Here is a 26,623-nt window from a genome sequence, read left to right as displayed (position 1 = left end):
ACTTATAGACAGTTGCTATAGTCAAAACTATGTTGATAGTCGTCATAAGCATCCGCAAAACAAAGCGGCAACACACCGAAGTATATTGCCGCTCAAGACTATACGATTGCGAAGTTTAGCGCTTTAATTAAAAGGCAAACTGATCAACGTCCATGCTCATGTATGGTTCTACACCAGTGCTGATACGCTGTACGTGCGTAGTAGTACGTGGCAATAGCTTAGCAAAGTAGAACTGAGCCGTTTTAACTTTAGCGTCATAGAATCCTTTTTCGCCAGTACCGTTTGCGATAGCAGTCTGAGCAACCAGTGCCATACGCGCCCATAAGTAAGCTAAGGTCACATAACCGCTGAAATACATATAGTCTACCGCAGCGCCGCCAACAGCGTCTGGCGTTTCAGTTGCTTGCATACCGATGCGTGCAGTCAAATCGCCCCATTCTTTAAGATGCTTGGCAAGTGGGCGGATAAACTGACCCATCTCGTCATTTTCTTTGTTTTCTTCACAGAATTCTTGGATAACGTTTACAAAGTTCGCAAGTAGCTTACCTTGTGAACCCAAGACTTTACGACCTAGTAAGTCAAGCGCTTGAATCTCTGTGGTACCTTCGTATAAGCAAGAAATGCGCGTATCACGTACGTTCTGCTCCATACCCCATTCGCTAACGAAACCATGACCACCATAAATCTGAATACCATGGTTAGCAGCTTCTAGACCTGTTTCAGTCAAGAACGCTTTAGCAATTGGTGTCAGTAGTGACAACATTTGGTCAGCAAACTTCAACTCTTCGCCTTCGCCTTTTGCAACGGTATCTGCAAAGTGTGAGAGATAATAAACTAGCGCACGACCACCTTCAGCAAAGGCTTTTTCAGTCAATAGCATGTTACGAACAGCTGGATGTACGATGATAGGATCAGCGGCTTTTTCTGGTGCTTTCGTACCTGATAGTGAACGCATTGCTAAGCGGTCTTTTGCATAAGTCAATGAACCTTGGAATGCATACTCTGCTGCAGTCAAACCTTGCACAGCAGTACCGATACGTGCCACGTTCATGAAGGTGAACATGCACTGTAGGCCGCGGTTTTCAGGTCCAATCAAGTAACCTGTTGCGCCATCGAAGTTCATGACACAAGTTGCAGAGGCTTTGATACCCATTTTGTGTTCGATAGAGCCACAAACGACATTGTTGCTTTCGCCAATGCTACCATCTGCGTTGACCGTCATTTTAGGGACGATAAACAATGAGATACCTTTAGTACCAGCAGGCGCGCCTGGTAGACGAGCCAATACAATGTGGATGATGTTGCTGGTTAGATCATGCTCACCGGCAGAGATGAAAATCTTTTGACCAGTGATGCTATAGCTACCATCTTCTTTAGGCTCAGCTTTGGTACGAATAATACCCAAGTCAGAACCCGCATGTGCTTCAGTAAGACACATGGTGCCTGACCATTCGCCAGTAACCATTTTTTCTAAATAGGTTTGCTTTTGCTCGTCAGTACCATGATGCTCGATGGTTTGGATAGCACCATGTGATAGGCCAGGGTACATAGAAAATGACCAGTTAGCCGTACCAACCATTTCATTGATGACAGTAGACAATGAGAACGGCATGTTTTGACCGCCAAAATCTTCTTCAGCAGATAAAGCAGGGAAGCCAAGCTCACAATACGCATCATAAGCTTCTTTAAAGCCTTTTGGCGTGGTGACCTTACCATTGTCAAACTTACAGCCTTCAGCATCACCGCTTTGGTTCAATGGTGACAGTTCGTTTTCAGCAAAGCTTGCAGCCATTTCAAATAGGCTGTCCATTAGCTCGCGGTCAGCTTCTTGGAACGCAGGCAAAGTTTTGTAGTGGCTTTCACTATCGAGTAGTTCATGCATAACGAATTGGATATCACGTAAGGGCGCTTTGTATTGCATAACTTCCTGTCCTTTTTGGAATGTAACCGATCATAGCCAATAATGAGCATATGGTCGCACTATCCTCTAGTGCGTTATTCTTACCTAGCCAATCTGAAAATCTAAATAAAAGATAAACAGTAAAGCAGGTCAACCATGCTATCGATTACATAAAATAGTGTTAAAAAGAGTGGTGATTGTCAGAGTCAATGAGAGAATAAATGTGCTCTAACAAATTCACTATAAAAGATAGGCTTTCATAGGTGATTATACAAGTTTGGTGACAGGACTGATAAGTCATGAACCTATCTTGCATCGGTTATGCAATCGACGTTAGGCGCTAGGAAACAGCAGCATTAAGCATATGAAAACCCTAACGTTACTAAGACAGATAGTCCTTTATATGATTAGTATTAACGTGACAAAACGACAGCCAAAAAAATAACGTTCGCCATAAAGACAAACGCATCGGTATAAATGACAACACTATTTGGTAGAACCGGGAATGTAAGTTATTTCACAGATATAAACGTGATAAACATCAAACATGCTCGTATGCTAGGAGTCTTAACATATAGTCGATTCAGTTTAAAAGTAGTACAAGGCAACCGAGTGCAGATGTATATGTGATACTTCAAGCGAGGTTAACGCTGTAATAATTTTATAGTGGATGACTATAGTAGTTTATGATTAATAACTTATAACGAATAGCTTAGCGTTTACTCAGAAGCATTTTGTTTAAGCAGCATCGCAGTGGCAACATCAGCAGCCACGGGTTTGCTAAACCAATAGCCCTGACCAATTTTGCACCCCATATCTAACAACACATCGCGCTGCTGCTCAGTTTCGATACCTTCAGCAACGACTTGCATGTCTAAAGCGACTGCTAAGTCTAAAATGGCTTTTACAATCGCGTGCTGGGTACGATCGGTTTCAATATTGGAGATAAAGCTCTTATCAATCTTGATAAAATCAAATGGGTATTCTTGTAAGTAGCTTAATGATGCATAACCAGTACCGAAATCATCGAGCGCTAGACGTACGCCAAGCTCTCTAAGCGAGTTAAGCTGTTTTTTTACATTATCATGACGCTGAATCAACGACGACTCGGTCACTTCAATGTGCAATTGATTGGCAGCAACGTCATTCTCGGTCAGTAGTGTGCTTACCATATCAAAGAAGTCAGGGTGGCTAAATTCCGCGGCATCAGCGTTGATACAGACGTGTTGATGAAACCCTTGCTGTTGCCAAATGGCTAGTTGTTTGACAATTTTAATGGCCAGTTGCGAAAACAAATCAAAGGAGAGCTTGTGCGCGATAATGGCATTGATAAAATGAACGGGCTTGAGCAATCCGCGAGTAGGGTGTTGCCAACGTACCAATGCTTCAAAACCTGTGATAGCACCAGTCTCCAATGAGAACTTTGGCTGATAATAAGGAACGAATTGACCTTCAAGGGTAGCCGTTCTAAGCTCAGACTCTAGCTCTAAACTACCAGCGGTGGCGCTTTCAATGGCCTCATCGTACCAACGTATATCATCGCCACCGTGCTGCTTGACATAGTCCAATGCTTTTTCTGCTTTGGTCAATAAACCGGTTACTTCGTTATCATCTTTTGGAAAACAGCTGACACCCACAGAAATATGGTAATAGATATTTGTATCTGTTGCATGGCTCTTATCAGTAGAGAAGGGGCGTTCACACATTTGCATGAGTGTGTCTAGTTGATGACGTACCATATTGGCATCTTTAACTTCAAACAGTAGCGCAAAATCATCACCACCAAAGTGAGAAAAAGAGCGTAAATTATGCAGTTTGAGCTTTTCGACTCCTTTTACAAAGTTTTTTATTAAGTCATTGGCACCATCAGGCCCTAGTAGGCTGGCAAGATTGCGATAACGATCAATATTTAAGCGTACAAGGACAACCTCTTGATAACTATCTAATAGCATGTCGCTTGTCTGACTCAAAAATACCTTGCGGTTAGGGAGACCTGTGAGCTGATCATAGTTGAGTAAATGCGCGACCTGTTTTTGGTCTTTGATAACGGATGACATGTCACGCAGCATACCGACATGGTAGGCCGTCTGTTCGACATAAATCTTGCGATAAGTGACATGGCAATCAATAGGCTCGCCATAACGATTAATCATCGCAAAATCAAGTTCGTAAAATCCATGACTGTCTAGGTTTTTACTGATGTCTTTCAAGATCAGCTGCTCTGCTTCTGATAAAAACTTAGCAGCATAAATACCAAGTGGCCGACCAACTAAGAACTCTTCTTTGTAGCCAATCATAAGCTCATAACTGGCATTAACCGCTAAATAACGTAAATTATCATCTAATACAAATATGGCGTCTTCAAGCTGTTCACATAGCGTACTCATCAACTGCTGCTTGATTGATACTGGAATAGTGTCAAAATTGCTCATAATAGTGGCTCACAAAAGATAAGGGCTTATAGAAATAAGAACTGCATTATCAATTTATTAACATTGAGTTGGCATCGCGTTTTACTATGTACGATACAGAACAGACGTTATTTTTGACTATAAGCATAAAAGATAAAAACTACGATAGTCATACTAGTACTTATCAGTCTTTACTAGGTGCTTAAGGCATGTAAAGTAGCTAACGCTACCACTGGTGCAGTCTCGGTACGCAAGACTCTTGTGCCGATCTGCCAAGGCTCAAATCCAACACTCTGTGCCTGCTGACATTCATCTTGACTCAGACCTCCCTCAGGCCCGATCAACAGTTTGATATAAGGGGTCTGTTGTTTAAGAATATCAGATAGAGCGTTAGGCATGGCAGGCTGTCCTGCTGCTGGTACACTCATTTGCATACATAGATCTGCAGCGTTTGCTAATACTTGGTAGTAAGGATCATGACTAAGCACAGAAACGATAGAACTGACGGCCATTTGCGCCTTCGTAACGCCAGTAGCCATAGCCTCAGAATTGGTATTGCTTAGCCATTCATTGATAGATTGTGGCGCAAGAATAAGAGGCGGACGATTAAGACCACATTGTTCACAAGCGGCAATCGCTACTTGTTGCCAATGTGCCAGTTTCTTTTCAACTTGAGCGGGTTTCAATGTGACTTCACCATGGTGGCTGCTGAGCAACTGAATAGCAGTCACCCCAAGCTCAGTTGCTTTTTGAATAGCATAGTCCATACGCTCACCGCGGCTCATTACCAAACCAATCTGAGTGATAGTAGGCGGCGTACGATCGTCGTCTATATGTGTAAGCAAAGTAGCAGTGGCATTTTTTTTACTGATTGCCTGTAGCTTTACTGTATATTCGCCGCCAAATCCATCGAACAAAACCCCTTGATCACCAATATGGGCTCGTAGTACACGGCACCAGTGATGGACAACACTATCGGGTAATTCGACATTGCTACCTAGTGGCAACTCACCCAATTTAGGTAGTGCTGAGGCATCAGCATTGTCGTTGTTAACGGCATAAAAAAAACGTCGCACGTGGTCTTATTCCTATTATTTGATTGAGTATAGTTATTATTAGATCTATAGAATATCACTTGAGACAATTAATGACATTTGTTTTATGAGAATTTTTCTTAATAAAGATAATTATTTTTAGAGCAGCATTATTACACAGTGAAGAAATTTTTAAAAATCAAATAAGATAAAGTGTATGAATAAAACGGTAAAGGGTTATTGGTCAAAATTTTGACAATAAAAAACTGGCGCTCCTAGAAGCGCCAGTTATTAATAATGTATTCAGGAATAATTAAGGAATATTTTAGAATGCTTACAAATTTAAGCAGTCAATCCCAATGCTTCTACCAAGCGTTTGTTTGGCTCAACTTTGTTCATGCTATAAAAATGCATGGCAGGTACGCCCTCGGCAATCAAGCGTTCACACAAGCGATAAACCACATCAAATCCAAACTCGCGAATAGCCTTACTATCGTCACCAAAATCCGTCAACTGCTTACGTACATAGCGCGGAATATCAGCACCACAGCTATCAGCAAAACGCAAGAGATTGCTTGAATTGGTAATTGGCATGATACCAGCGACCAAAGGCTGAGCTACCGTATCAATACCGCGTTTCTCTAACTTATCACGCAAGTACAGATAGCTGTCAGCGTTGTAAAAAAACTGAGTAATCGACGCATTGGCACCAGCTTGGTATTTATTTACCAGATTATCGATATCAAACTCAAAGCTACGCGCTTGTGGGTGCATTTCAGGGTAGGAGGCCACTTCGATATGGAAGTGATCACCTGAATGCTCACGAATGTACTTTACCAAATCTACCGCAAATGGTAGCTCACCCATGCCCACCTGACCTGATGGCAAGTCGCCGCGTAGCGCTACTAAACGTCTAATACCTAAAGTCTTATAATACTCGAGCAATTCAGCGATTTCACTTTTATCATCACCAATACAAGACAGGTGCGGCGCGATTTCAGTGGTACCACGCGCACTTAGTGCCTGTACGATATCTAAGGTGCGGCTACGGGTTGAACCGCCCGCACCGTAAGTTACCGAAAAATAAGCTGGTGACAACTTATTAAGCTCATCATAAGTGCTGAGAAGCTTTTCGTGACCTTGCTCGGTCTTTGCAGGAAAGAACTCAAAGGAGAAAGCAGGCTTACTCACAGTCAGGCTCCTTTTAGTATTTATAAGCGTCAGGCTTGAATGGACCTTCAACTGGCACACCCAAATACTCAGCTTGCTTTTGGGTCAGCTTGGTTAGCGTACCGTTAAAGCCTGCAACCATCGCAGCGGCCACTTCTTCGTCTAACTTTTTAGGCAGTACTTTTACGTATAGGTTGTCAGTACGTTGGTCAGCTGGCAAGTCAGCAAATTTTTCTTCGAACAGATACATTTGAGCCAATACTTGGTTGGCAAATGAGCCGTCCATCACGCGTGATGGGTGACCAGTTGCGTTACCTAGGTTCACTAGGCGACCTTCAGCAAGCAAGATCAAATAATCGTTCTCATCGTCTGAGCGGAAGATTTGATGAACTTGTGGCTTGATCTCAACCCAGCGCCAGTTGTCACGCATAAACTGTGTGTCGATTTCTGTATCAAAGTGACCGATGTTACATACCACAGCACCAGGCTTAAGGGCTGCTAGCATATGACGGTCACAAACGTGATAGTTACCAGTCGTGGTGACGATCATATCAGTGTCTTCAAGCAAGCGCTTGTTGATGCTGGCTGCGCCGCCAGTATTGTCACCGTCGATGTATGGTGATAAGACTTCAAAGCCGTCCATACATGCCTGCATAGCACAGATAGGGTCAACTTCTGAAACACGTACGATCATGCCCTCTTGGCGTAAGCTTTGTGTAGAACCTTTACCTACATCGCCATAACCGATAACTAAAGCGCGGCGACCAGCAAGGAACATATCGGTAGCGCGTTTAATAGCATCGTTTAAGCTATGACGGCAGCCGTATTTGTTGTCATTTTTAGACTTGGTAACTGCATCGTTGACGTTGATGGCTGGTACTTTAAGTGTACCTTTACCAAGCATCTCAACCAAGCGATGAACGCCAGTAGTGGTTTCTTCTGAGATACCATGGATGTTATCAAGCAGCTCTGCATAATCGCTGTGAATCAAAGCGGTCAAATCACCGCCATCATCCAAGATTAAGTTAGCATCCCAAAGTTGGCCTGACGCTTCGCCGCCAACATGTACTTGCTGACGTAGGCACCATTCATACTCTTCTTCTGTTTCGCCTTTCCAAGCATAAACAGAGATACCAGCAGCAGCAATCGCAGCAGCAGCATGGTCTTGAGTTGAGAAGATGTTACATGATGTCCAGCGTACTTCAGCACCTAGCGCGACTAATGTCTCGATAAGTACGGCAGTCTGAATAGTCATGTGGATACAGCCAGCGATTTTTGCGCCCTTAAGCGGTTGGTCGGCTTCGTAGCGACGACGCAAGCCCATTAGGGCAGGCATTTCGGCTTCAGCAAGGGTGATTTCACGGCGGCCGTAATCAGCAAGGCTGATGTCAGCGACTTTGTAGTCAGTGAAAGAGGGATCGATCGTATGGGCAGATGGTGTAGTAGACACTGCGTCCATAATATGCTCCTATCAGTGGTTAACGAATGATAAAAAGAATAAAAACGCAGGTGCCGTTGTTTGCGCTGTGAGTGACCAAAAACATGGACTCTCGACAGTTAACCGAGCCTAACATAACCTGTGATTGCATAACTATAGAATGTTAATGCAGTAAATCACTGTTATGGCGCAACACCTCTCGGAGGTCGTTATTGTAATAGATGAGTGGTTAATTGTCACCTATTGACTGAGATAAATAGCTGATGCCTTAGACAAACAAAACCTCAAACAGGAATCTATAGCCATAAAAAAGGCCATCGACTGATGACCTTTTTTGTTTTAATGTTTTTTGATACTACTCAGCCAAAATTAGTACCAGTTGTAGGTTAGAGAGGTAAAGTAGTTAATACCGTCAGTATTATAGCCAATATCTGTTATATAATCTTCGTTAGTGATGTTGTTTAGACGTGCAGTCATAGACAAATTATCAGTAAGTTTGTAGTTACCACTGATGTTCAGCAATCCATAGTTGTCTACAAATTGAGAGTCAGTATTGGTAATTCTGCTGTAATAGTCCCCTACATACTGATATTCAGCGCGTATATCTAAACTTGGCAGACGGTATCCGACATATACCAAGCCCTTGTGTTCAGGACGGTAGGGAAGAGAGTTGCTATCATCACTTCCGCCACTACTGTCTTCTGCCTTCTGGTAGTCATAGCTGCCGCCAAACAGATAGTCGTTCATTTCCCAGTCAGAGGTTAATGATATGCCTTCAATCTTAGCGCTATTGATATTCTTTGCTTTGAAATTAGAGTAAGCAATTAAATTATCCACATCACTGCGATAACCTGTCAGACGTGTGCTGTGCCGAGTGCTATCGTACTGAGCAAATACTTCATAGTTGTCGCTAGTCTCAGGATTAAGGTTAAGATCGCCACCATATGCAGGACTTAAATCATTAAAGACAGGTGCGCGGAAGCCTTTAGCATAGCTCGCACCAACACGAAAATTAGGACTAAGATGCATCGCACCGCCCAAATTATAGGTGGTTTCATCACCATAACGTGAGTCATCATCGTAGCGTAGGTTAGCTTGGGCATCAAAGCGGTCATTGGCGACGACATAGCCAGCAAAGGCACTTTTGACATTACGGTCATCAATACTGTAAGCCGTACTGTCTAAGTCTTGAGTGAGGTATTCGAGACCATAAACAGCTTCACCAGCTAGCAGCTTGTTTTTACCAACTAAGCTAATCTGGTCTTGAGTACCATCGAATACGTTCGGATACTTAGCATAAGACTCACTTTTATCAACAGAGTGACCATATTGGATCTTAACAGAGGCATCAGGCATATATTGCCAGTCGACATAAGCTTGCGCTGCGCCGTTTTCTTGATCAGCATGAACGTCTTCAAAAATACCGTCGTCATATTCAGTAGTGGATTTACTATACAAGATACTAGCACCTGTCAGTAACGTATCGCCAAAACGCTGATTGACTGCTAGGCTTACACTGTCGCTCTCAAAACCATCAGCGTCTTTGTTATAAGGGTCGTTTTGATTACTGGGATCTGGTCGGGTCGCATTGATACCATCTGTTTCGTTGTGACTGGCTGAAAGACTTAATGTAGTACCATTAGTATTGGCAAGTTGTGCGCTTGCACCATATACGTAATGATCGTTTGAGCCGATACCCGCGGTAACTGACATGCTACTTCGATCTATATTGCTGCCTTTAGTGAATACTTGAATCACACCGCCCATCGCATCCGCACCATAGATGCTAGAACCTGATGCACCATAGAGAACTTCAATTCGATCAATTTGATCAGCAGGTAGCAAGTTTAAAGCGGCGCCTCCAGCACTGACTGAGCTATAACGTATACCATCAATCAATACGAGGACTTGTTTGCTATCGTAGCCGCGCATATAAAAGTTTGAAGAAGCGCCAAGACCACCGTTTTGTTTAAAAGCAATGCCTGGCTGACGTTTGAGTACGTCCAAAACAGTTTGACCTTGATAACGTTGTAACTCTTCTTTATTAATTACTCGTGTTTGCGCAATTACATTGCTTGTCTTAGTAGGTGTGCGAGTGGCTGTTACGACAATTTCATCAAGCTCAACTTGTGGCAAATTGCTATCGTTGATGGAAGTGTTTTCAGAGGTAGCTGCCATTGCAGTATTTACTGCAAGTAAACCAAGCGCGCTCAAAATACTTAAACGAAGATAGGTACGTGAAGATGCACGTGTTACAGACATAGTCGATTCCAAAGTAATCAAGTTAAAAATGCAGAAATGAGAGGTAACTATTATGACGTAAAAGGGGTCAAAAGTTACAAAAAACAGTATATAAGCAAAACTGCGCTCATTATCTACAAATTAACCCGCTTTATAAACTACTTTAACCTAATGTTTATTCAGGGTAGGCTGAATGGTATTCATGTTAGTTTGCTAAATAGTTTATTAAAAATTAATTTACCTAAACATTCTATGAGCATCTTCTTAGTTTTATAGGAGAAACCTATCCTTAAAAATACCTACTATATTAGAAGCGCACATAGAGTAAGAAACCAAATATCAATACAGTTAGCTACAAAATTGCGTAATCAAAAGCACTGCTGTTATAAATAATTGTTACTATAGTATGGACGTCACCTGTCATTTATCGTGCCATTTTTAAACTAAGAGGTTTGTTTTGTCTATCAAGCATAATCTGACTCCCAGTCCTTCGCCTAATTTATTCTCTGCTATTACTAAAATGCCATTTATAGTCGCAATGCTATTACTGACTATGCTGTTGAGTATTGCCTTGCCAAATAATGCTTATGCTGTTGAGGCTGGTGCGCTTGGAGTGGGTAATGACAGTAGTGGAGAGACAGTAAGTACGCCATTGCCTGACTCATTTGGTCGAGATACACCGCGTCATACGGTACAAGGGTTTATCAGTGCGCTGGGTGAAAATGATTATTTGCTGGCAAGTAATTATCTCAACTTATCTAAGTCCGATAACCCAACGACCGTTGTGCGTCAGTTCAAACAAGCACTGGATGCCGGGGGGCGTTTTCAGCCGGATCTACAGATTAGCAATTCACCTGAGGGTAATCTAACTGACCAACTGCCACCTAGCCAAGAAAATGTCGGTGTGATTAATATCGGGGAGCGAAGTGTTCCGCTATTGCTAGAAAGGGTAGTCTCAAAACAGAACGAACAATATTGGCAATTCTCTAGCGATACGCTGACCTCAGTACCAGAAGTGATAGAGAATACTGAGCCGACCTTAGTCTCGCGCTATACGGTTGATTCTTTAGATGGCAAAAAGCTTTTCGGTTATCAACTAGCTGATTTGGTCGCCGCGCTCACCATGATTGTGACTAGCTTTGTACTTACTTATGTCGCGGTATGGTTGCTATACCACTTATTAAGGATTGTTTATCCGTATTTGCGTGGTACGCCATTGCCGTTACCTAACAAAGTAATATTGCCACTCTCTGTGGTCATTATGGCATTGATACTATCAGAGGTGATGGTTTATGCAGGCGTATCGGTAACACTACGTGAGCCAGTCAATCGCTTTACGGATATAGCCTCTTGGTTGGCGCTGACTTGGTTACTATTACGAGTGATCGATGCGATATTTACTCGAGCGGTAAATCTGAGCTACAAGAAAAACTATACTGAGCGAGTCTCAATTTTGGGACTGCTGCGTAAGGTCGTCAAAGCGCTATTACTGATATTTGCAGTGATTGTTATTTTTGGCAATTTGGGTTTTGATTTGACCACTGGTATTGCCGCACTGGGTGTGGGTGGTTTGGCGTTGGCCCTTGGTGCGCAAAAGACGATTGAAAACTTAGTTGGTAGTGTCGTCGTCGTCGCAGATTCACCTGTGCGTATCGGTGACTATTGTAAGTTTGGTACTTACGAAGGGACAGTTATCGACATTGGTATTCGCTCATCGCGTGTACGGACCTTGTCGCGGACGATTGTTACGGTACCAAATGGTGACTTTTCATCGATGCAGATCGAAAACTTTACCTCTCGCGATATGTTTCGTTTTTTCCACTACTTATATATTAAGCGTACCGCTGATCTTGACGTAATATTCAAAATGGTTAATGACTTGGATGAATTTATAAAAGAGCATGATTTGACCAATCAAGAATGGAATCAGGTCAATATTTTGGAGCTGCGCCAAGATTGCTATGTTATTCAGTTGCAAGCTTATGTGAATGCTATTGGTATCATTGAGTTCTATGACAAACAAAACGCTTTGTTTGTCGATATATTAAAGAAAGTCGCGAAATATAAAGTAGAACATGCATTGCCGACTCAGCAGTTGATTGTTAATCAAGCTGAACTTGAACATCATGTGGGAAGTAGCACTGATGAATCAGCAGAAGGAAATGAATCAGATAACAGTAGTAACTCTGCTAATCATGAAGTGTCTGATAACAAGGAAGTAAACACAAGCGTATACAGGAAAGATTACAACGACGATGGCGTTAATATTCGTAAAGATAGCGACAAGGCTAAAAATGATGTTGCAAGTCACCACAAATTCTCTATGGCGACCGTCAGCAGAAGTGGTGCGCTTAAGGCACTAAAGCATAAAAGTCATATGCTAAGAAAAAGTAAGTTTAAGCATACTAAAAATAAGTCGGGCTTTTCTATATGGAACCAGCCTTAAAAGAGACTTTTTTATCCCGAATGGCGTTTAGTAATATTAGTGCTATTTTTGCTCAATTAGCTATAAAGGTACTGCGGTTTTATCACGTAATGAGCCGTAGTACGACCAAAGCAATAGGCTGGCAGCACTGCGATGAGGTGACCAGTGCTGAGTTAAGTCTTTAAGCTGCTTGGGTGTTGGGCGCTCTGCTAAGCCTAATAACTCCATGGCTGCAACTTTAATGGCCAAATCATCGACAGCGAGTATGTCTGCACGTTTTAGCGAAAATAGTAAATACATCTCAGCTGTCCAACGTCCAATCCCTGTCACAGCTGTCAAGGTTGTTATGACTTCTTCATTTGGCAAAGTTTCTAAGGCTGCAAAGTCTATATCATGATCTACTAATGAACGCACATAACGAGTTTTTTGCTTAGACAATCCTTGTGTCTTCAAAGTATCATCTGTCGCCTCGCGTATAGCTTGCGGAGTGATTAATTCTGCATCAACCAACCGTTTCCAAATGCTGGCAGCGGCGGCAACTGATAACTGCTGACCGACCATCGCTCTCATCAACTGCTCAAACCCACCTGCGTTGTGCCTAAGATTAGGTGTGCCGACCTGCTTATGGACAGGGGCGAACCTTGGTTCAATGGTAATCAGTGCAGCAATTTGCTGTTCTAGTTCGTTAATGCTTTCAATAGTCTGTATGTTCATAGTGATTTCGCTTTGATAATTAGAAGGAGCTCAAGTCAATATATTAATGCAGAATGAGAAGCTAACATTAAATGGAATGTACATTAAAGAGAGCGTTCATTGAAGGAAGCATTGTTACAGTCCATGTCTGAGCCATGGATGATTGATAAAAAAAGGACTGCAAATAAGCAGTCCTTTTGATGTAGTACCATATCACTAACAGTAGACCTATTCGCCATCTGCTTTAGGTTTTTTAAGTAGTACTAGTACAGCACCGTTACCACCATCTTTTGGTGGCGCAGAGCAAAATGCTAGTACTTCTGGCAATTGACGCAACCAGCCATTGATACAGGTTTTTAGAATCGCTTCGCTACCTTTACCATGGACGATTTTCACCATAGTTTCGTTTTTCTGCTTGGCTTGGCTCAATAGCTGAGTCATCGCTTCGCGTGCTTCTTCTATCGTACAGCCATGGATATCTACCGCATCATACCAACGCAGCTTGCCTTTTTTGAGCTGATCAAAGATTTTATTTTGCAGTGTAGGCTGCTTATACGACAAGTAAGCTTCAGCAGCGACAGGGTTTAGTAGTGCTTGCATATCTGACAAGCCTGCGCCTAGATCACTGGCTTCACTACCTTGAGCCGCAGCACGTTTTGATAGTGTCGCTGCATCAGGTTTGCCTGCTTTAGTTGCGCTGGCAGGTGAGCGAACATTTTTATCTTCCAACTGATTGACACCGTGCATGGCTTGCATAAACAGAACTTTATCGTCATCGATATGTTCACTATCTAGCTGCTTAACTGTCTTTTTTACTTGTTTTTGAGTCGGTAGCGACACCGGCTCAGTTGGCTTTTGATTCTCACCTTCAGGAGAATTGGTATCACGGCCCTTGCTCAGCTGGCCTTTGAGTTCTTTGAGCTGGTCTTGCATTTCTTTTGAAAACAGAGAGTTTGACATAAAAGTTAACGTATCGTTGATTGATGAATGGTTGATTGAACAATGTCTATAGCGCACACATTATTCAAGCTATTAAGCATTTATTGAAGCATATATTATTGAGTTACTTTACCCGTCTGCTGCGACGCCCGCAAGTAAGGATTGTAACGCTTGCCCTGGATGATCAGTTTTCATAAATTGCTCACCGATTAGAAAGTGCTGAATCTCATTACTTAGCATCAGACGAATATCATCACTGCTATGAATGCCGCTCTCGGTCACGATAAGTGGTTTTTGCTCAGCACTATCAGTAGCAAGTGCGTCGTTTAAAATATTCTTAAGATCAAGCGTGTTTTGCAGGTCAACATCGAAGGTATTTAAATCACGGTTATTGATACCGTAGATATTGTGTACTGAACGTGGCAATTGTAGCGCACGCTCAAGCTCAGATTGGGTATGTACTTCTATCAATACGTCCATACCAAGCTCAATACTGAGTGCATGTAGCTCTCGTACTTGCGCATCATCTAGGCAAGCCATAATGAGTAGGATGCAGTCAGCGCCCATTAGGTAAGATTGATAGATTTGATAGACATCAATCATAAAGTCTTTACGTAATATCGGTAAGCTTGAAGTATTAGCCGCCTGAATAAGGTAGCTGTCATCGCCCTGAAAGTAATCACGGTCGGTCAATACAGACAGACAACTAGCGCCCGCTTGCTCATACTGCTGTGCAAATAGAGCAGGGGTAAAGTTATGGTTGATAATGCCTTTAGACGGTGAGGCTTTTTTAATCTCAGCAATGATACCGATACCATTTTCTTTAGCGCCAGCAGCACGTAGTGCCGCAGCAAAACCTCGACGCGGTTTATCATCAGCTGCGACCTGTGCTTTCAAGTCCTCTAGAGACAATGCTTCGCGAGCGGCTTTTACTTCTTTTACTTTGGTGGCGACAATGCGCTGTAGCACTGACGGTATGTCTGAATGGGTTGTGGTCATACTGGTATCCGAATATCGTTAAATGTAAATATAGTCAGAGAGCTATTAATAACTACTAAATGGCTACGGCGTTGTCTATCTTAGATGTATGAATTATACAATCTATGGTTGGCGGCCTTGTATCCGTTTTAGATTTTTTTGACTATAGACAGTATATAAGTGCTTATAAGTTAACCTTGAGCGACTAGCTGTTGGGTATAGTTGGCTAAAGACTCAAGTTTGAGTAAAGCATCACCATTTTGAATGATTTTTTGTGCTCGGCTAACACCGTTAGGGTAGTTGCTGGCAAGTCCTGCGGTGTATATCGCGGCACCTGCATTTAGCGCAATCATATCACGTGCTTTAAGTACGGCACGGTCATGAGTGTCGGCTCCAGATAGCGCAGCACGAATCAACTCAAGGCTTTGTGCTGGAGAGTCGACATCTAGGCCGATAAGAGTTTGGGACTCGATACCAGCATCTTCTGGCATCATGTCATAGACTGATATCTCGCCATCTTTTAGCTCAGCGACTGTGGTCGAAGTCGCAAGACTGATTTCATCAAGACCATCTTTTGCGCCTACTACCATGACATGACGTGCGCCTAAGTTTTTCATCACCTTAGCAATCGGCTCACATAACTGCGCGGTAAATACACCGATGACTAAGTTTGGCGTGCCAGCAGGGTTGGTCAATGGGCCCAAAATATTAAAGATGGTACGTGCTTTTAACTCACGGCGTACAGGGTTGGCGTAACGCATTGCACTATGATGATTGGGCGCAAATAAAAATCCAATACCTTGGTTTTCGATACAGTCTTTTGCTTGCTCTGGCGTGAGCGCAAGACTGATACCTGCTTGCTCAAGTAAGTCTGAGCTACCAGATTTGGTCGAGACGCCGCGATTGCCGTGCTTAGCAACTTGTGCACCAGCTGCCGCAACAACCAACGCCGACGCAGTCGAGACATTGAACAAGTTAGCACCATCACCGCCAGTACCAACGATATCTACCAAGTAATCGCAGTTCTTTGGTTTAATATTGGCAGCTAGTGCACGCATGGCACTGGCAGACGCAGTAATCTCGTCAATGGATTCGCCCTTCATGCGCAGCCCCGTCAAGATAGCGCCCATCATAGCGTCGCTGCATCTACCTTGCATGATAATCAGCATCACTTGATACATCTCATCAAAGGTTAAATCGATGTGTTGAAATATTCTACCCAAAGCTGTGGTTAACAGTTGATGTGTTTGCTCATCAGACAATTTTGCAATACTCTCTGGCGTGTGCGTTTCTTCTATTTTTGTCGTACTCATTGTAGTCTCACTTACTATTATTTTTTATATGAATCTGTGTGAAATTTGGTATGGGCTTATAAAAGCAGCATTTTTACCGACGTGCTTTTAGTCAAACCTAGCCAACTTGTGGTAGCTCATCGGATGTCAGGGTAGCCAAGCCATGAGTCTGTAAAAAGTTATTAAGCAGTTGATAACCTGCTTCGCTCAATATCGACTCAGGATGGAACTGGACGCCTTCTACAGCAAACGCCTTATGGCGAATACCCATGATTTCCTCAATACTACCATCGGCATTTTGAGTCCATGCAGTGAGCTCAAGGCAGTCTGGTAGGCTTGTCTTGTCAATGACGAGCGAATGATAACGCGTAACCTGTGACGGGTTAGGTAATCCAGCAAACACGCCTTGCTCGTTGTGATAGATAGCTGATAAGCGGCCATGCATGACTTCGCCAGCTTTGACCACTTGACCGCCAAAGGCTTGACCGATAGCTTGATGACCCAAGCAAATACCCAGTATAGGAATAATTCCTTTAAATGTCTCAATGGCTTGCAGCGAAATACCCGCACGGTCAGGATCGCACGGACCTGGACCAATCACAATGACATCAGGTGCGAGGGTTTTAATCTGCTCAATGCTGACCTGATCATTACGCCAGACAGTGATGTCCTGCTTTAGCTCACCGAAGTACTGTACGATATTGTACGTAAAGCTATCGTAATTATCGATCATCAAAATCATTAAGGCTTCAACTTATCAGTTTTATTATATTTTTAACATAAAATTGGTTCTCACTGTTATCGAGTTACTTGATTACCGGACACAAGCAGCTATGACTATAACAGAGGGCGTTATTGCGCGCGGTTATCTTACCACTATTTTGTTTTCTATCAAATGTAGGGTATAGGCTATCTAAGTAAGCACCAAGTAAAAACATATTTTTTATTATTTTGTCGACGAATAAACTAATGTAGTTAGAGATAATGTTATAAATTCAGCTGTTAACGGCGCACCAATAAATAGCATTATAACGATAAATATATTTTAATTTGCACCAATTAAGTGCCTTTGGTTCTCAATTGGTGCTCTAATTAAGTGGTATTCTAAAACCGAACTAGATGAGAATTAATTAATATATAACGATATTAATCGTATAAATAACTGTAAATATTGATAATTAAATCTATCTATGACTATATCTGTTATCAGAGCGTCAATACATTGGCATAGCCTTTGCATTATTGCTGTTATGATTATTTTTAAAGCCAAAAAACTGGTCTAAAAATAATTATTAACAAGAGCCCGAAGAGTTCAGCATTATGAGTTGTATATTGCTAGAATGTCGTTAGGATTGAATTGGCGTATGTTAGACCATGTGCACAAATATTGGTCTGATTGAGTAAACGCTTTAGATGAGCATCTTGACTAATACGCAAAATAGTGCTGATAATAAGCATAATATCGAATGCGCTGTTTTAGTATTGAGAGCACATCTGACATTCTTGGACAAGAACATCATATTAATAATTTTAAATCGCAATTACGTGATCAACACAACGGAGACTATTCATGTCGAATAAACTATTAGATCTTATCCAATCCTCTAATGCTAAATGGGTTGATTTTCGCTTTACTGATACACGCGGCAAAGAGCAGCACATCAGCTTCCCAGCGCATACCGTTGATGAAGATGTCATGGAAGATGGCAAAATGTTTGATGGCTCATCAATCGCTGGTTGGAAAGGTATCGAAGCGTCAGATATGATCTTGCGTCCTGATCCAGAAACTGCTTTTGTTGACCCGTTCTTTGACGCGGTGACTGTGGTAGTGACTTGCGATATCATCGAGCCATCAACGCTACAAGGTTATGACCGTGACCCACGTTCTATCGCACGTCGCGCTGAAGAGTATTTAAAGTCTACTGGTATCGGTGATACTGCTTACTTCGGTCCAGAGCCTGAATTCTTTGTATTTGATGATGTGAAATGGTCAGTTGATATGTCTGGCGTTAGTCATAAAATCACGGCTGAAGAAGCAGCATGGTCGACTAACGAGACTTACGAGTGGGGCAACATGGCGCATCGCCCACGTGTGAAAGGCGGCTATTTCCCAGTACCACCAATCGATAGCTCACATGATATGCGTGCTGTTATGTGTGAACGCATCGAAGAAATCGTTGGTGAAGGTTCAGTTGAAGTTCATCACCATGAAGTAGCGTCTTGCCAGTCTGAAATCGGTGTTGCATTCAATACGATGGTACGTAAAGCGGATGAAGTTCAGCAATTGAAATATGTTGTTCATAACGTTGCGCATCAGTTTGGCAAAACAGCGACCTTTATGCCTAAGCCAATCGTTGGTGATAACGGTTCAGGTATGCACGTACATATGTCAATCTCAAAAGACGGCGTAAATACATTCTCTGGTGATGAGTATGCTGGTCTGTCTGAAACAGCATTGTACTTCATTGGCGGTATTATCAAGCATGCTCGTGCGTTGAATGCGATTACCAACCCATCAACCAACAGCTATAAGCGCCTAGTACCACATTACGAAGCGCCTATTAAACTTGCTTATTCAGCGTCTAACCGTTCAGCATCTATCCGTATTCCACACGTGAGCAGCCCGAAAGCGGTACGTGTAGAAGCACGTTTCCCTGATCCAACGGCTAACCCATACTTAGCGTTTGCTGCACTATTGATGGCTGGCCTTGACGGTATCCAAAACAAAATGCATCCAGGTGAAGCTGCTGACAAGAACTTGTATGACTTGCCACCAGAAGAAGAAGCACAAATCCCAACGGTTGCAGAGAGCTTAGATGTTGCATTGCAAGCACTGCGTGACGATCATGACTTCTTATTAAAAGGTGATGTCTTCACTGAAGATATGCTAGAAGCGTTTATCGCTTTGAAAGAAGAAGAAGTACAACGTCTAAACGTAACTGTACACCCTGTCGAATTTGACATGTACTACAGCTGCTAATTAGTCGCTAAAGCACTCAGTTATTTTGAGTCATAAAAACCAGCTAAGGTTAACTTGGCTGGTTTTTTTATGCGTATTAATAAAGTGTATCAGTCCAATTGCTGAATTTTCTTTGAAATCGCTGCTGATTTCATGTCAAAACTCACGCATAATAGTTTTATAAAATTATATTAATAGTAGACACTATTTAGGTTGATGGATTATGACTTTATTAGCAAAACCGAGTTTCTTGAAGGGTAAGATTAGAGTTGCGCTATGGACTACGGTTGCTCTTGTTAGTCTTGGTGCACCTCTTACAAATGCTGCGCCTATTTATAAAGTGGTCGACGAGCAAACAGGTCAAGTTACCTTTACCGACCGCCCACAGGATTATGAGCAGCAAGTTGGTAAACAAGTCAGTCAAATGGCTATTACGACGGGTAATGAGACGAGCAGGTCAACTAATCTGAATACGACAACCAATTCTAATACAAGTCGCCAATCATCAAATGTGTCGCAGACAGCGATTACTACTGAGTCGCCTGCGATAAATACTAAGGTGACCACGCCAGTAAACTATCAGTTAGCCATTACTGAACCTAGCGAAGAGAGAGCCTATCGTCGTCCAGTACAGAATATCGATGTCAATGTGCAGATTAAGCCTGCGTTACAGGCAGGTGATAGTGCCCGTATTTATTTTGATGATAAAGAGGTTGCACAAGGTTTAAGTGCATCTATCGCTACTGTTGATGTTTTGCCAGGTGCTCATACAATCAAGGCGGTTGTACAAAGCGAAACTGGCCAAACACTTGAGCAAATCACACGTACTGTATATGTGATTCAAAATACAACCACATTGCAAGATAACAAAAGAAAGGCTGCGCAGCTATTGGCTTACCAAAAGTTAGCTTGGTATCAAAAATTGATGCTAAAACTGCGTCAACAGGAAGTTGCTCAGTCACAATGATGGTCTCAATAATGATTGAATGTCATTAATAGATATCGCTAGCAAAATAAAAAAGCAAACATCATTGATGATGCTTGCCTTTTTTAATGTAAATAACTTATTTTAACTATAAGCTATCTTATTTAGTTAACTCGATGGTACCGTTAGCAGTCACCGAAATAGTGCTATTACCAGACTCAAAGCTTTGGCTTGGTACTGACTCGTCTGCCATTCCTGATTTCATGCTCATAGCGCTATACATTGGACGTGGATAGTTGCTACCTGTGTTTAGGTTAACATTGATGACGCGGTAGCCACGAGCATCCCAAGCGCGGGTAAGGATCTTAGCTTGCTGCTGAAAAGCGCGAGAGGCTTCGGTCATTAATTTTTGCTCTAGAGCATCTTTTTTGGTATCTGATACACCAAAATTAAGATTGTCCATCACCAAGGTTTCTTGCAAATCAGCAATTAGCTGGCTAGTCGCTGAAAAGTCTGTGCTTTTTAAGTCTATGTTTGCTTGACCTGTCCAGCCAATGATTTTATCGTTCTTGTCGTAGCGTGGATAGGTGCGCTGTTGCCCTGTGCTCACGGTCACGCTAGGATAGCGCTTGGCGATTTTCATGGCATTGTTGATTGAGGTGTTAAGCATTGTGGCTAAAGTCTTAGAGTCAGTTGCTTGTGCTTTTTTGTACAAGCTGGCGCGTACTTCGTCGTTCTGAATCTCTTCTTTTATTTCTGTCTGAAACGTCAGTTGATCATAGCCTGTTGGCTCTGCATGGGCGCTACCCATCATCGCTGTCATGAGACAAACCGTACCAGAAGCTAGTGCTGCTTTATTCAATAAAGTATTTTTCATTATTATCTCCTAAGTTGATTCTAATAATATATAAATGACAATTATCAACGCTCATTTATACACGAAAAGTTGTCCCTATTGTTCTCTAGAAATCGACATGGGTGCAACTCCATCCACTAAAATAGCAAAATTAATATAAGTTGCTGTGAGAATTTTGTGACCTAAGTTACTGATATAATTTACGCTCATACATTGCGGACATGAGCTAATGAACTAAATGACAGTGCTATTTAGGGTCTAAAGCAAACAGTTTTAAGATAGGGGTTGTAAAATTAAAAATTTCTTGTATAATTTGCGACTGGTGGCTCCATTGGTAGCCTCGCAACATTGTTCTATGAATCCCGCCAGGACCGGAAGGTAGCAACGGTAATAGTTATAGTGTGTGCCGAGGATGTGCTGATGGAGTCGCTTTTTTTTGCCTAAAATTTGATAATTATATTTATAAAGTACAAAAGACCTATTTGTGATGTATTAAGCCCTTCATTGTAAAGGGCTTTTTTTGGGTCAAAATTTTGTCTGATGATTAGCTAACTGCTTATTTAATTTCGATTTAATTCCCTGTTCAATTTCCTTTGTAGTTCCGATCTAGTTCTAAGGTTTTATTGATTAATATGAGTTAAAATACAATGTATTAACTTTTTATTAACATTCTAGACACCTTGGAGTTTGATTATGAAGATGTTTGTTTGGCTATTCATTGCATTTGTGGTGTTGGTGGTCGTGTTTGGGGTATCTATTTTTAATAGATTGGTACGCGCACGTAACCAAGCAAAGAATGGCTTTGCTCAAATAGATGTGCAATTAAAGCGTCGTCATGATCTGATTCCAAACTTGGTCGAAACTGCCAAGCGTTATTTGAGTCATGAAGAAGAAACACTCACTCGCGTCATTAGCGCGCGCAATCATGCACAAGATCTACAAGACTCTAATAAACATCAGCCAGACTCGCTAGAGCACATGGCACTATTTGCAAAAGCAGAAGGTATGTTGTCTAAAGCGTTGAGTCAATTCTCCGCTGTCGTCGAAGCCTACCCAGAGCTAAAAGCCGATAGTATGATCAAGGAGCTCATGGACGAATTAACCAATACGGAAAATCGCATCGGATTCGCGCGTCAGCATTATAACGACAGCGTGATGTTTTATAATAACGATCGCGAAGTATTCCCGAATAACCTCGTTAGTACGACTTTTGGCTTTCGGCCACTCAGTCAGTTGGTATTCGAAGATAGAGAAGCGATTGCTCAGGCACCGATTGTCAATATGAGCTAAGGTTTAGATAATTTTGGCGAACTCTAGGCAGCCTAATCTGATGGATTTTTTTGGTGAACAGCGGATACGTACGCGGCGCAGTCTACTACTTTATGGACTGTTTTTCCTGATTGTACTTGCTCATATGGCTGTAGGACTGATTGTCATGTCTATACTGCTGACAGTATTTACAGGCGGTATATACCACTGGGTATTGGTTCTGGTCATTGTCTTGACGTTAGGTAGTTTCGTTGGTGGTAGTTTTTTAGAGTATCGACGCCTGCGAGCAGGTGGTCGCGCTATTGCTCAGCGAGTAGGGGCAGTTAGGCTGTTTATCGATAACAGTCAAGAAGCATGGGAGCACAGTCAAGGAGTCGCTCATCAACATGAAGCTAAAGAAAAGGTTCGCTATCGTTCACGTCATATAGCAGTACGTGATGAGCGCGATTTTCCGCCCGTTTATCGTCGCTACTATGAAATTGCACAGCAACTGGCCATTGCGGCAGGTTTGCAAACCCCTATTTTATATGTGTTACCTGATGAGCAGGGTATCAATGGTTTCGTCGCTGGTCGCCATAGCTCAGATATGGTACTCGTCGTTACCCAAGGTGCGTTAAATAAACTGTCTGATGAGGCGCTATACGGACTCATCGGTCATGAATATGGTCATATATTGCACGGTGATGCTACGTTCAACTTACAGCTGATGGTAGTATTGGCAGGCTTGCAGATACTATATGACTGGAGTGACCCAATATCCAATCATATCTCTAATTTCCGTTATTTTGATAGCGATAGTATTTCCCAAAAGTCTCTATCACAGAGACAGGTTGATATGCTAGCACGCAATACGGAAGCGCAAACCGCCAATTTCACCACGCATAGTGAATGGGTCGCTTACTGGCAGCAGCAATCACAACAACAGCAGTCCTCAGCCAAGCGTCAGTCTAAATGGGTGCAAACGCTGCCTATAATAGATCGTCAAGCCCCGCGTAGTGTCTGGACATTGCTACTGCATGGTTTAAGCTTCTCCAGTATGGCAAGCGCGCAGTTGATTAAGCACAGTTTTAATCGTGAGCGCGAGCTACTTGCTGATGCCACCAGTGTTCAATTGACACGTACGCCTGCGATTATCGAAACCTTAAAAGCTATCCATCAGGACTCGCTCGGCTCGCGTTTGTCTAGTATCGCTGATATCAATGGACTCAGTCACTTTTTCTTTGCTAGTAGTGGGGCAGACTTGGGTGATGTGTCGTGGTTTGCCACCCATCCAAGCTTGACTGAGCGTATGAGCGCTATTAATGCGGATGCTTATTATCAGTTTGCGGTACAAGTTGCCAAAGAAAAGCGAATAAATCAGCAAAAAGTCAAAGAGATATATAGGCAACGCCGCTTAGGTGATTGGGGAATAACAAAAGAAAATAGCCTAAGTAAAGACTTGCCAGAAAAAAATACGCGGCACTCGTCAGTCTTTGAGACTCAAACAGCTGCAATGATTAATACAGGTGACACTAAACAGACAAATGACGGAGAAGTTCTTGCTGAGTCTGGGAACGGCGGTCGTAACAGAGATATCGATGAATCAGAAGTTAATGACGGTTTGGAATTTACCGTAGACGCTGATGTGGTGGTCGATGGGCGGCTTCAAGTACAGGCCGAAGACGTTGGCGTTCACCAGCTATTAAAACCGTGGCAGTCCAAACCTGACGTTGACCTACGAGAAAACACATTAATTGATGTTAGCGATATTCAAAAGGTGTCACTACCTAAGTATATACTCAATCATAGTCACCATCCTCTAGGTGCGCTAGCATTAATTGAAGCTGTTTTGCTTTGTCATCAGCATCAACCCTTATCAACGACTGCCATTTATAGTTTGAATGATACTTGGAATGATGGCTTCTCTGTTGCGACTGACCCGACTTCCCATGAGAAAATATTACCGCATATGATAGATACTAAGCTGATGACAGTAGTAGCTGGTTTGGATAGGCGTTTAGACAGCGCTTTGATTGAGCTCGCCTTAAACCAATTGCATCAAAATAATTTATCTGAACTATGTATCGAAAATCTAAAGCTCAAAAGTAAAGACGATCACAGTCACGACAGTCATCAGTACTATAAAAAACAAGAAAAATGCCGTACGATGTTGTTGCGTTATCAGCAGGGCATATTTAAGTTATTTAACCAACAGCTGACATCTGACTTAACCAAAAGCTTAGCTTATGATTTGTCAGATCAAAATATATCTAGTGATAACTCCAATGCTATGGCTCTGAATAACTCGTTAGCTTTATCACATCAAAAATCGCCAATATTATCACTATGGCAAGCGTTACATTTGCAGCAGTTGCTACCGATATTGTCTAAAGTTTTACAAGATACAGACGCGCAGTCTCTATGGCCGCAAATACTGAAGACTGGTATGAAAGACGTAAGGGCGCAACTAGATCCTTCAAGTCAGGTGTTTACAGGACTTAGTAAATCAGAAGTACCAGTTGTTGTCTTATTGGCTTATCGACTATCAAAAGATGCCAAAGGCCAGATGATCTCAATGCATGACCGATCGTTATTGAGTGAAGGTAACGACAGTGTGGCGCATTATATTGTAGATTTGAGACGGCATGCGCGCTTGATTGATATTGATCTTATGACAGTAAGCGATGTTAATTTGCAGTGGTTATTATTGACCGCACAGCACTTGAATAGCATTCAGTTATTGGCGATTATTTCTGCGGTTCCTGTCTCTGCCAATCACTCTCTCAAGCGCGTGATAGGTGCTCAGAATGCTGATAATTATCGAGAGAAGCAACAGGATAGCAGCCAAATAGATTATAATGAAAGCGAGATGAACCAGCCAACTCATAATGAGTATCGCCAATGGCTAAGTACGTTGCATACAGTGATGTTACACGATACGATAATCAGCCAAGATGAATACGATTGTTTGCTGGCAATATCGGAGCGTTGGCTCGGTATTCGACAGCTGTTTTGACGGGTATGTATTTAGTATTTGATTAATAGTGTGAAGCATATTCTGTGAGAGCTGCCAAAACCATAAAAACATCTATAAATGATATAAACAAAATGAGTAGGATAGTAGAGTCGAATGAGTGATACCCAAGACCCGCTAACTGTATTACAGCGCCGTGTGCAGCAACGCCAAATTCTAGCGATGATGGGTATCAATCAGTGGGTGCAGCCTGAGTCAGAAACCATCAATATGGCTGACATTGCGACAGCTTTGGTTGAGCAATCAAATATTGACGCTACTGACATTGAGTCTAATAACAATGAGGTAGCGAGCGCTAGAATTGTAGACACAGTTGATCAACCGACTGATGGTTATGATATCAATGATTATAACGCTAACGGCTATGTTGCCGATGAGTATGAGACTGATTTGCAAGCTACCACTGAAGAGATGGCTAGCGAGCAAAGCCCTGTTACCTATAGTTTTGATTCCGTTGATTCAAATACGGTTAGTTCAAGTGCTGCTAGTTCAAATATTGTTAGTTCAAGTACTGGGTCTAACTATCATGACATCCCAAGTATTGCATCGAACCACACTGTTGCAGTCTCGACTAATGCCCCTATTGAGCAACCTCAATTTCCGCAAAGTAGTTTTCCGCAAAGTACTAGTGATGACAGCATAAATGATGATAGCTTAAAAAAAGTAGCACCATTTGACTTGCAAGGTGGCCGCTATGGTGACTGGGTGATATTGGTTGATATCAAAGCGCTGAATAGTGACAGTCAAAAACTATGGAAAAACATCACCCAAGCGCTATCAATCACTTGCGAGACGACGTCATTTCCGATTTGTGATGGTATGGATACTGCTGAGCTTGCCAATGCTAGTCTTGCAGGATATATCTTTCGAATTGGCCGGAGTGAAGAAATACAAGTTGCTGCATTGACAGCATTACCTGACGGCCTCCAACATCCCAATCTGACCACTGTGCCGACATTAGAAGCAATGCTCGCAGACAGTGATGCTAAACGTCAGCTATGGGAGCAGATATCTCATTGAGTTGTATGAAAACTAACATCGATACCAATGCCTTACCAATGCCTTTATCAACAAACTGAA

At 42.3% G+C, this 26,623-nt stretch carries 18 protein-coding genes and 1 other RNA gene; 7 read left to right on the top strand and 12 right to left on the bottom strand.

Features of this window, described 5'->3' with window-relative positions; genetic code table 11:
• Nucleotides 1-127 precede the first annotated feature (127 nt).
• From IEE84_RS07260 to IEE84_RS07235, 6 genes are all read right to left on the bottom strand, one after another.
• Nucleotides 128-1,921 (bottom strand): acyl-CoA dehydrogenase C-terminal domain-containing protein, encoded by a 1,794-nt coding sequence (locus tag IEE84_RS07260; protein WP_191113671.1) that lies wholly within the window; start codon nt 1,919-1,921, stop codon nt 128-130.
• Nucleotides 1,922-2,619: 698 nt separating this feature from the next.
• Nucleotides 2,620-4,332, bottom strand: coding sequence for a putative bifunctional diguanylate cyclase/phosphodiesterase (locus tag IEE84_RS07255; protein ID WP_191113670.1), 1,713 nt, complete (start codon nt 4,330-4,332; stop codon nt 2,620-2,622).
• Nucleotides 4,333-4,505: 173 nt separating this feature from the next.
• Nucleotides 4,506-5,327, bottom strand: a complete 822-nt coding sequence (locus IEE84_RS07250; RefSeq protein WP_416383488.1) for a 16S rRNA (uracil(1498)-N(3))-methyltransferase — start codon at nt 5,325-5,327, stop codon at nt 4,506-4,508.
• A gap of 360 nt (nt 5,328-5,687) precedes the next feature.
• Complete coding sequence (gene metF / locus IEE84_RS07245) at nt 5,688-6,536, bottom strand: methylenetetrahydrofolate reductase [NAD(P)H] (RefSeq protein WP_191113668.1); 849 nt, start codon at nt 6,534-6,536, stop codon at nt 5,688-5,690.
• Between the two features lie 13 nt (nt 6,537-6,549).
• Nucleotides 6,550-7,974: an adenosylhomocysteinase gene (ahcY, locus tag IEE84_RS07240; protein ID WP_191113667.1), complete on the bottom strand. Its 1,425-nt coding sequence runs from the start codon at nt 7,972-7,974 to the stop codon at nt 6,550-6,552.
• 348 nt (nt 7,975-8,322) lie between these two features.
• Entirely contained in the window at nt 8,323-10,215 is a 1,893-nt protein-coding gene (locus IEE84_RS07235; RefSeq protein WP_191113666.1) for a TonB-dependent receptor plug domain-containing protein, read from the bottom strand.
• 499 nt (nt 10,216-10,714) lie between these two features.
• On the opposite strand from IEE84_RS07235, the gene IEE84_RS07230 reads away from it, so the two are divergent.
• Nucleotides 10,715-12,640 (top strand): mechanosensitive ion channel family protein, encoded by a 1,926-nt coding sequence (locus IEE84_RS07230; RefSeq protein ID WP_416383487.1) that lies wholly within the window; start codon nt 10,715-10,717, stop codon nt 12,638-12,640.
• A gap of 60 nt (nt 12,641-12,700) precedes the next feature.
• Here IEE84_RS07230 and IEE84_RS07225 read toward each other — a convergent pair whose 3' ends face one another.
• The 5 genes from IEE84_RS07225 to IEE84_RS07205 form a co-directional block, all read right to left on the bottom strand.
• Entirely contained in the window at nt 12,701-13,333 is a 633-nt protein-coding gene (locus tag IEE84_RS07225) for a DNA-3-methyladenine glycosylase family protein (RefSeq protein WP_191113664.1), read from the bottom strand.
• 207 nt (nt 13,334-13,540) lie between these two features.
• The gene (locus IEE84_RS07220; protein WP_179798976.1) at nt 13,541-14,272 is read right to left on the bottom strand and encodes a Smr/MutS family protein; all 732 of its coding nucleotides are present in this window, start codon (nt 14,270-14,272) and stop codon (nt 13,541-13,543) included.
• A gap of 108 nt (nt 14,273-14,380) precedes the next feature.
• The gene (gene trpC, locus IEE84_RS07215) at nt 14,381-15,250 is read right to left on the bottom strand and encodes an indole-3-glycerol phosphate synthase TrpC (RefSeq protein ID WP_191113663.1); all 870 of its coding nucleotides are present in this window, start codon (nt 15,248-15,250) and stop codon (nt 14,381-14,383) included.
• A gap of 170 nt (nt 15,251-15,420) precedes the next feature.
• A complete protein-coding gene (gene trpD, locus IEE84_RS07210) occupies nt 15,421-16,542 on the bottom strand; it encodes an anthranilate phosphoribosyltransferase (protein WP_191113662.1) in 1,122 nt (373 codons plus the stop codon).
• A gap of 97 nt (nt 16,543-16,639) precedes the next feature.
• A complete protein-coding gene (locus IEE84_RS07205; protein ID WP_191113661.1) occupies nt 16,640-17,263 on the bottom strand; it encodes an anthranilate synthase component II in 624 nt (207 codons plus the stop codon).
• Between the two features lie 828 nt (nt 17,264-18,091).
• Between IEE84_RS07205 and glnA the strand changes: the two genes are divergently transcribed.
• A complete protein-coding gene (glnA, locus tag IEE84_RS07200) occupies nt 18,092-19,501 on the top strand; it encodes a type I glutamate--ammonia ligase (protein WP_057760355.1) in 1,410 nt (469 codons plus the stop codon).
• A 202-nt stretch (nt 19,502-19,703) separates the two neighbouring features.
• Nucleotides 19,704-20,447 carry a DUF4124 domain-containing protein gene (locus IEE84_RS07195; protein ID WP_191113660.1) on the top strand — a complete coding sequence of 248 codons (744 nt, stop codon included), beginning with the start codon at nt 19,704-19,706 and terminating at the stop codon, nt 20,445-20,447.
• 118 nt (nt 20,448-20,565) lie between these two features.
• Here IEE84_RS07195 and IEE84_RS07190 read toward each other — a convergent pair whose 3' ends face one another.
• Nucleotides 20,566-21,282, bottom strand: a complete 717-nt coding sequence (locus IEE84_RS07190; protein WP_191113659.1) for an SIMPL domain-containing protein — start codon at nt 21,280-21,282, stop codon at nt 20,566-20,568.
• Between the two features lie 308 nt (nt 21,283-21,590).
• Between IEE84_RS07190 and ffs the strand changes: the two genes are divergently transcribed.
• From ffs to IEE84_RS07170, 4 genes are all read left to right on the top strand, one after another.
• Nucleotides 21,591-21,687, top strand: an RNA gene (ffs, locus tag IEE84_RS07185) — signal recognition particle sRNA small type.
• A gap of 267 nt (nt 21,688-21,954) precedes the next feature.
• Nucleotides 21,955-22,551 carry a LemA family protein gene (locus tag IEE84_RS07180; protein ID WP_191113658.1) on the top strand — a complete coding sequence of 199 codons (597 nt, stop codon included), beginning with the start codon at nt 21,955-21,957 and terminating at the stop codon, nt 22,549-22,551.
• A gap of 13 nt (nt 22,552-22,564) precedes the next feature.
• A complete protein-coding gene (locus tag IEE84_RS07175) occupies nt 22,565-25,525 on the top strand; it encodes a M48 family metalloprotease (RefSeq protein WP_224737677.1) in 2,961 nt (986 codons plus the stop codon).
• Nucleotides 25,526-25,639: 114 nt separating this feature from the next.
• On the top strand, nt 25,640-26,563 hold the full coding sequence (locus IEE84_RS07170; protein WP_191113657.1) for a DNA polymerase III subunit psi: 924 nt from the start codon (nt 25,640-25,642) through the stop codon (nt 26,561-26,563).
• Nucleotides 26,564-26,623 lie beyond the last annotated feature (60 nt).

Source organism: Psychrobacter sp. 28M-43, from assembly GCF_014770435.1.
GTDB lineage: Bacteria > Pseudomonadota > Gammaproteobacteria > Pseudomonadales > Moraxellaceae > Psychrobacter.
Note: the sequence above shows the minus strand (reverse complement) of the source record. Positions and strands in the feature narration are given on the sequence as shown.

Coding starts and splice junctions, on each gene's coding strand:
- IEE84_RS07260 (WP_191113671.1), bottom strand. CDS start 1,921: ATGCAATACAAAGCGCCCTTACGTGATATCCAATTCGTTATGCATGAA.
- IEE84_RS07255 (WP_191113670.1), bottom strand. CDS start 4,332: ATGAGCAATTTTGACACTATTCCAGTATCAATCAAGCAGCAGTTGATG.
- ahcY (WP_191113667.1), bottom strand. CDS start 7,974: ATGGACGCAGTGTCTACTACACCATCTGCCCATACGATCGATCCCTCT.
- IEE84_RS07235 (WP_191113666.1), bottom strand. CDS start 10,215: ATGTCTGTAACACGTGCATCTTCACGTACCTATCTTCGTTTAAGTATT.
- IEE84_RS07230 (WP_416383487.1), top strand. CDS start 10,715: ATGCCATTTATAGTCGCAATGCTATTACTGACTATGCTGTTGAGTATT.
- IEE84_RS07225 (WP_191113664.1), bottom strand. CDS start 13,333: ATGAACATACAGACTATTGAAAGCATTAACGAACTAGAACAGCAAATT.
- IEE84_RS07220 (WP_179798976.1), bottom strand. CDS start 14,272: ATGTCAAACTCTCTGTTTTCAAAAGAAATGCAAGACCAGCTCAAAGAA.
- trpC (WP_191113663.1), bottom strand. CDS start 15,250: ATGACCACAACCCATTCAGACATACCGTCAGTGCTACAGCGCATTGTC.
- trpD (WP_191113662.1), bottom strand. CDS start 16,542: ATGAGTACGACAAAAATAGAAGAAACGCACACGCCAGAGAGTATTGCA.
- IEE84_RS07205 (WP_191113661.1), bottom strand. CDS start 17,263: ATGATTTTGATGATCGATAATTACGATAGCTTTACGTACAATATCGTA.
- glnA (WP_057760355.1), top strand. CDS start 18,092: ATGTCGAATAAACTATTAGATCTTATCCAATCCTCTAATGCTAAATGG.
- IEE84_RS07195 (WP_191113660.1), top strand. CDS start 19,704: ATGACTTTATTAGCAAAACCGAGTTTCTTGAAGGGTAAGATTAGAGTT.
- IEE84_RS07190 (WP_191113659.1), bottom strand. CDS start 21,282: ATGAAAAATACTTTATTGAATAAAGCAGCACTAGCTTCTGGTACGGTT.
- IEE84_RS07180 (WP_191113658.1), top strand. CDS start 21,955: ATGAAGATGTTTGTTTGGCTATTCATTGCATTTGTGGTGTTGGTGGTC.
- IEE84_RS07170 (WP_191113657.1), top strand. CDS start 25,640: ATGAGTGATACCCAAGACCCGCTAACTGTATTACAGCGCCGTGTGCAG.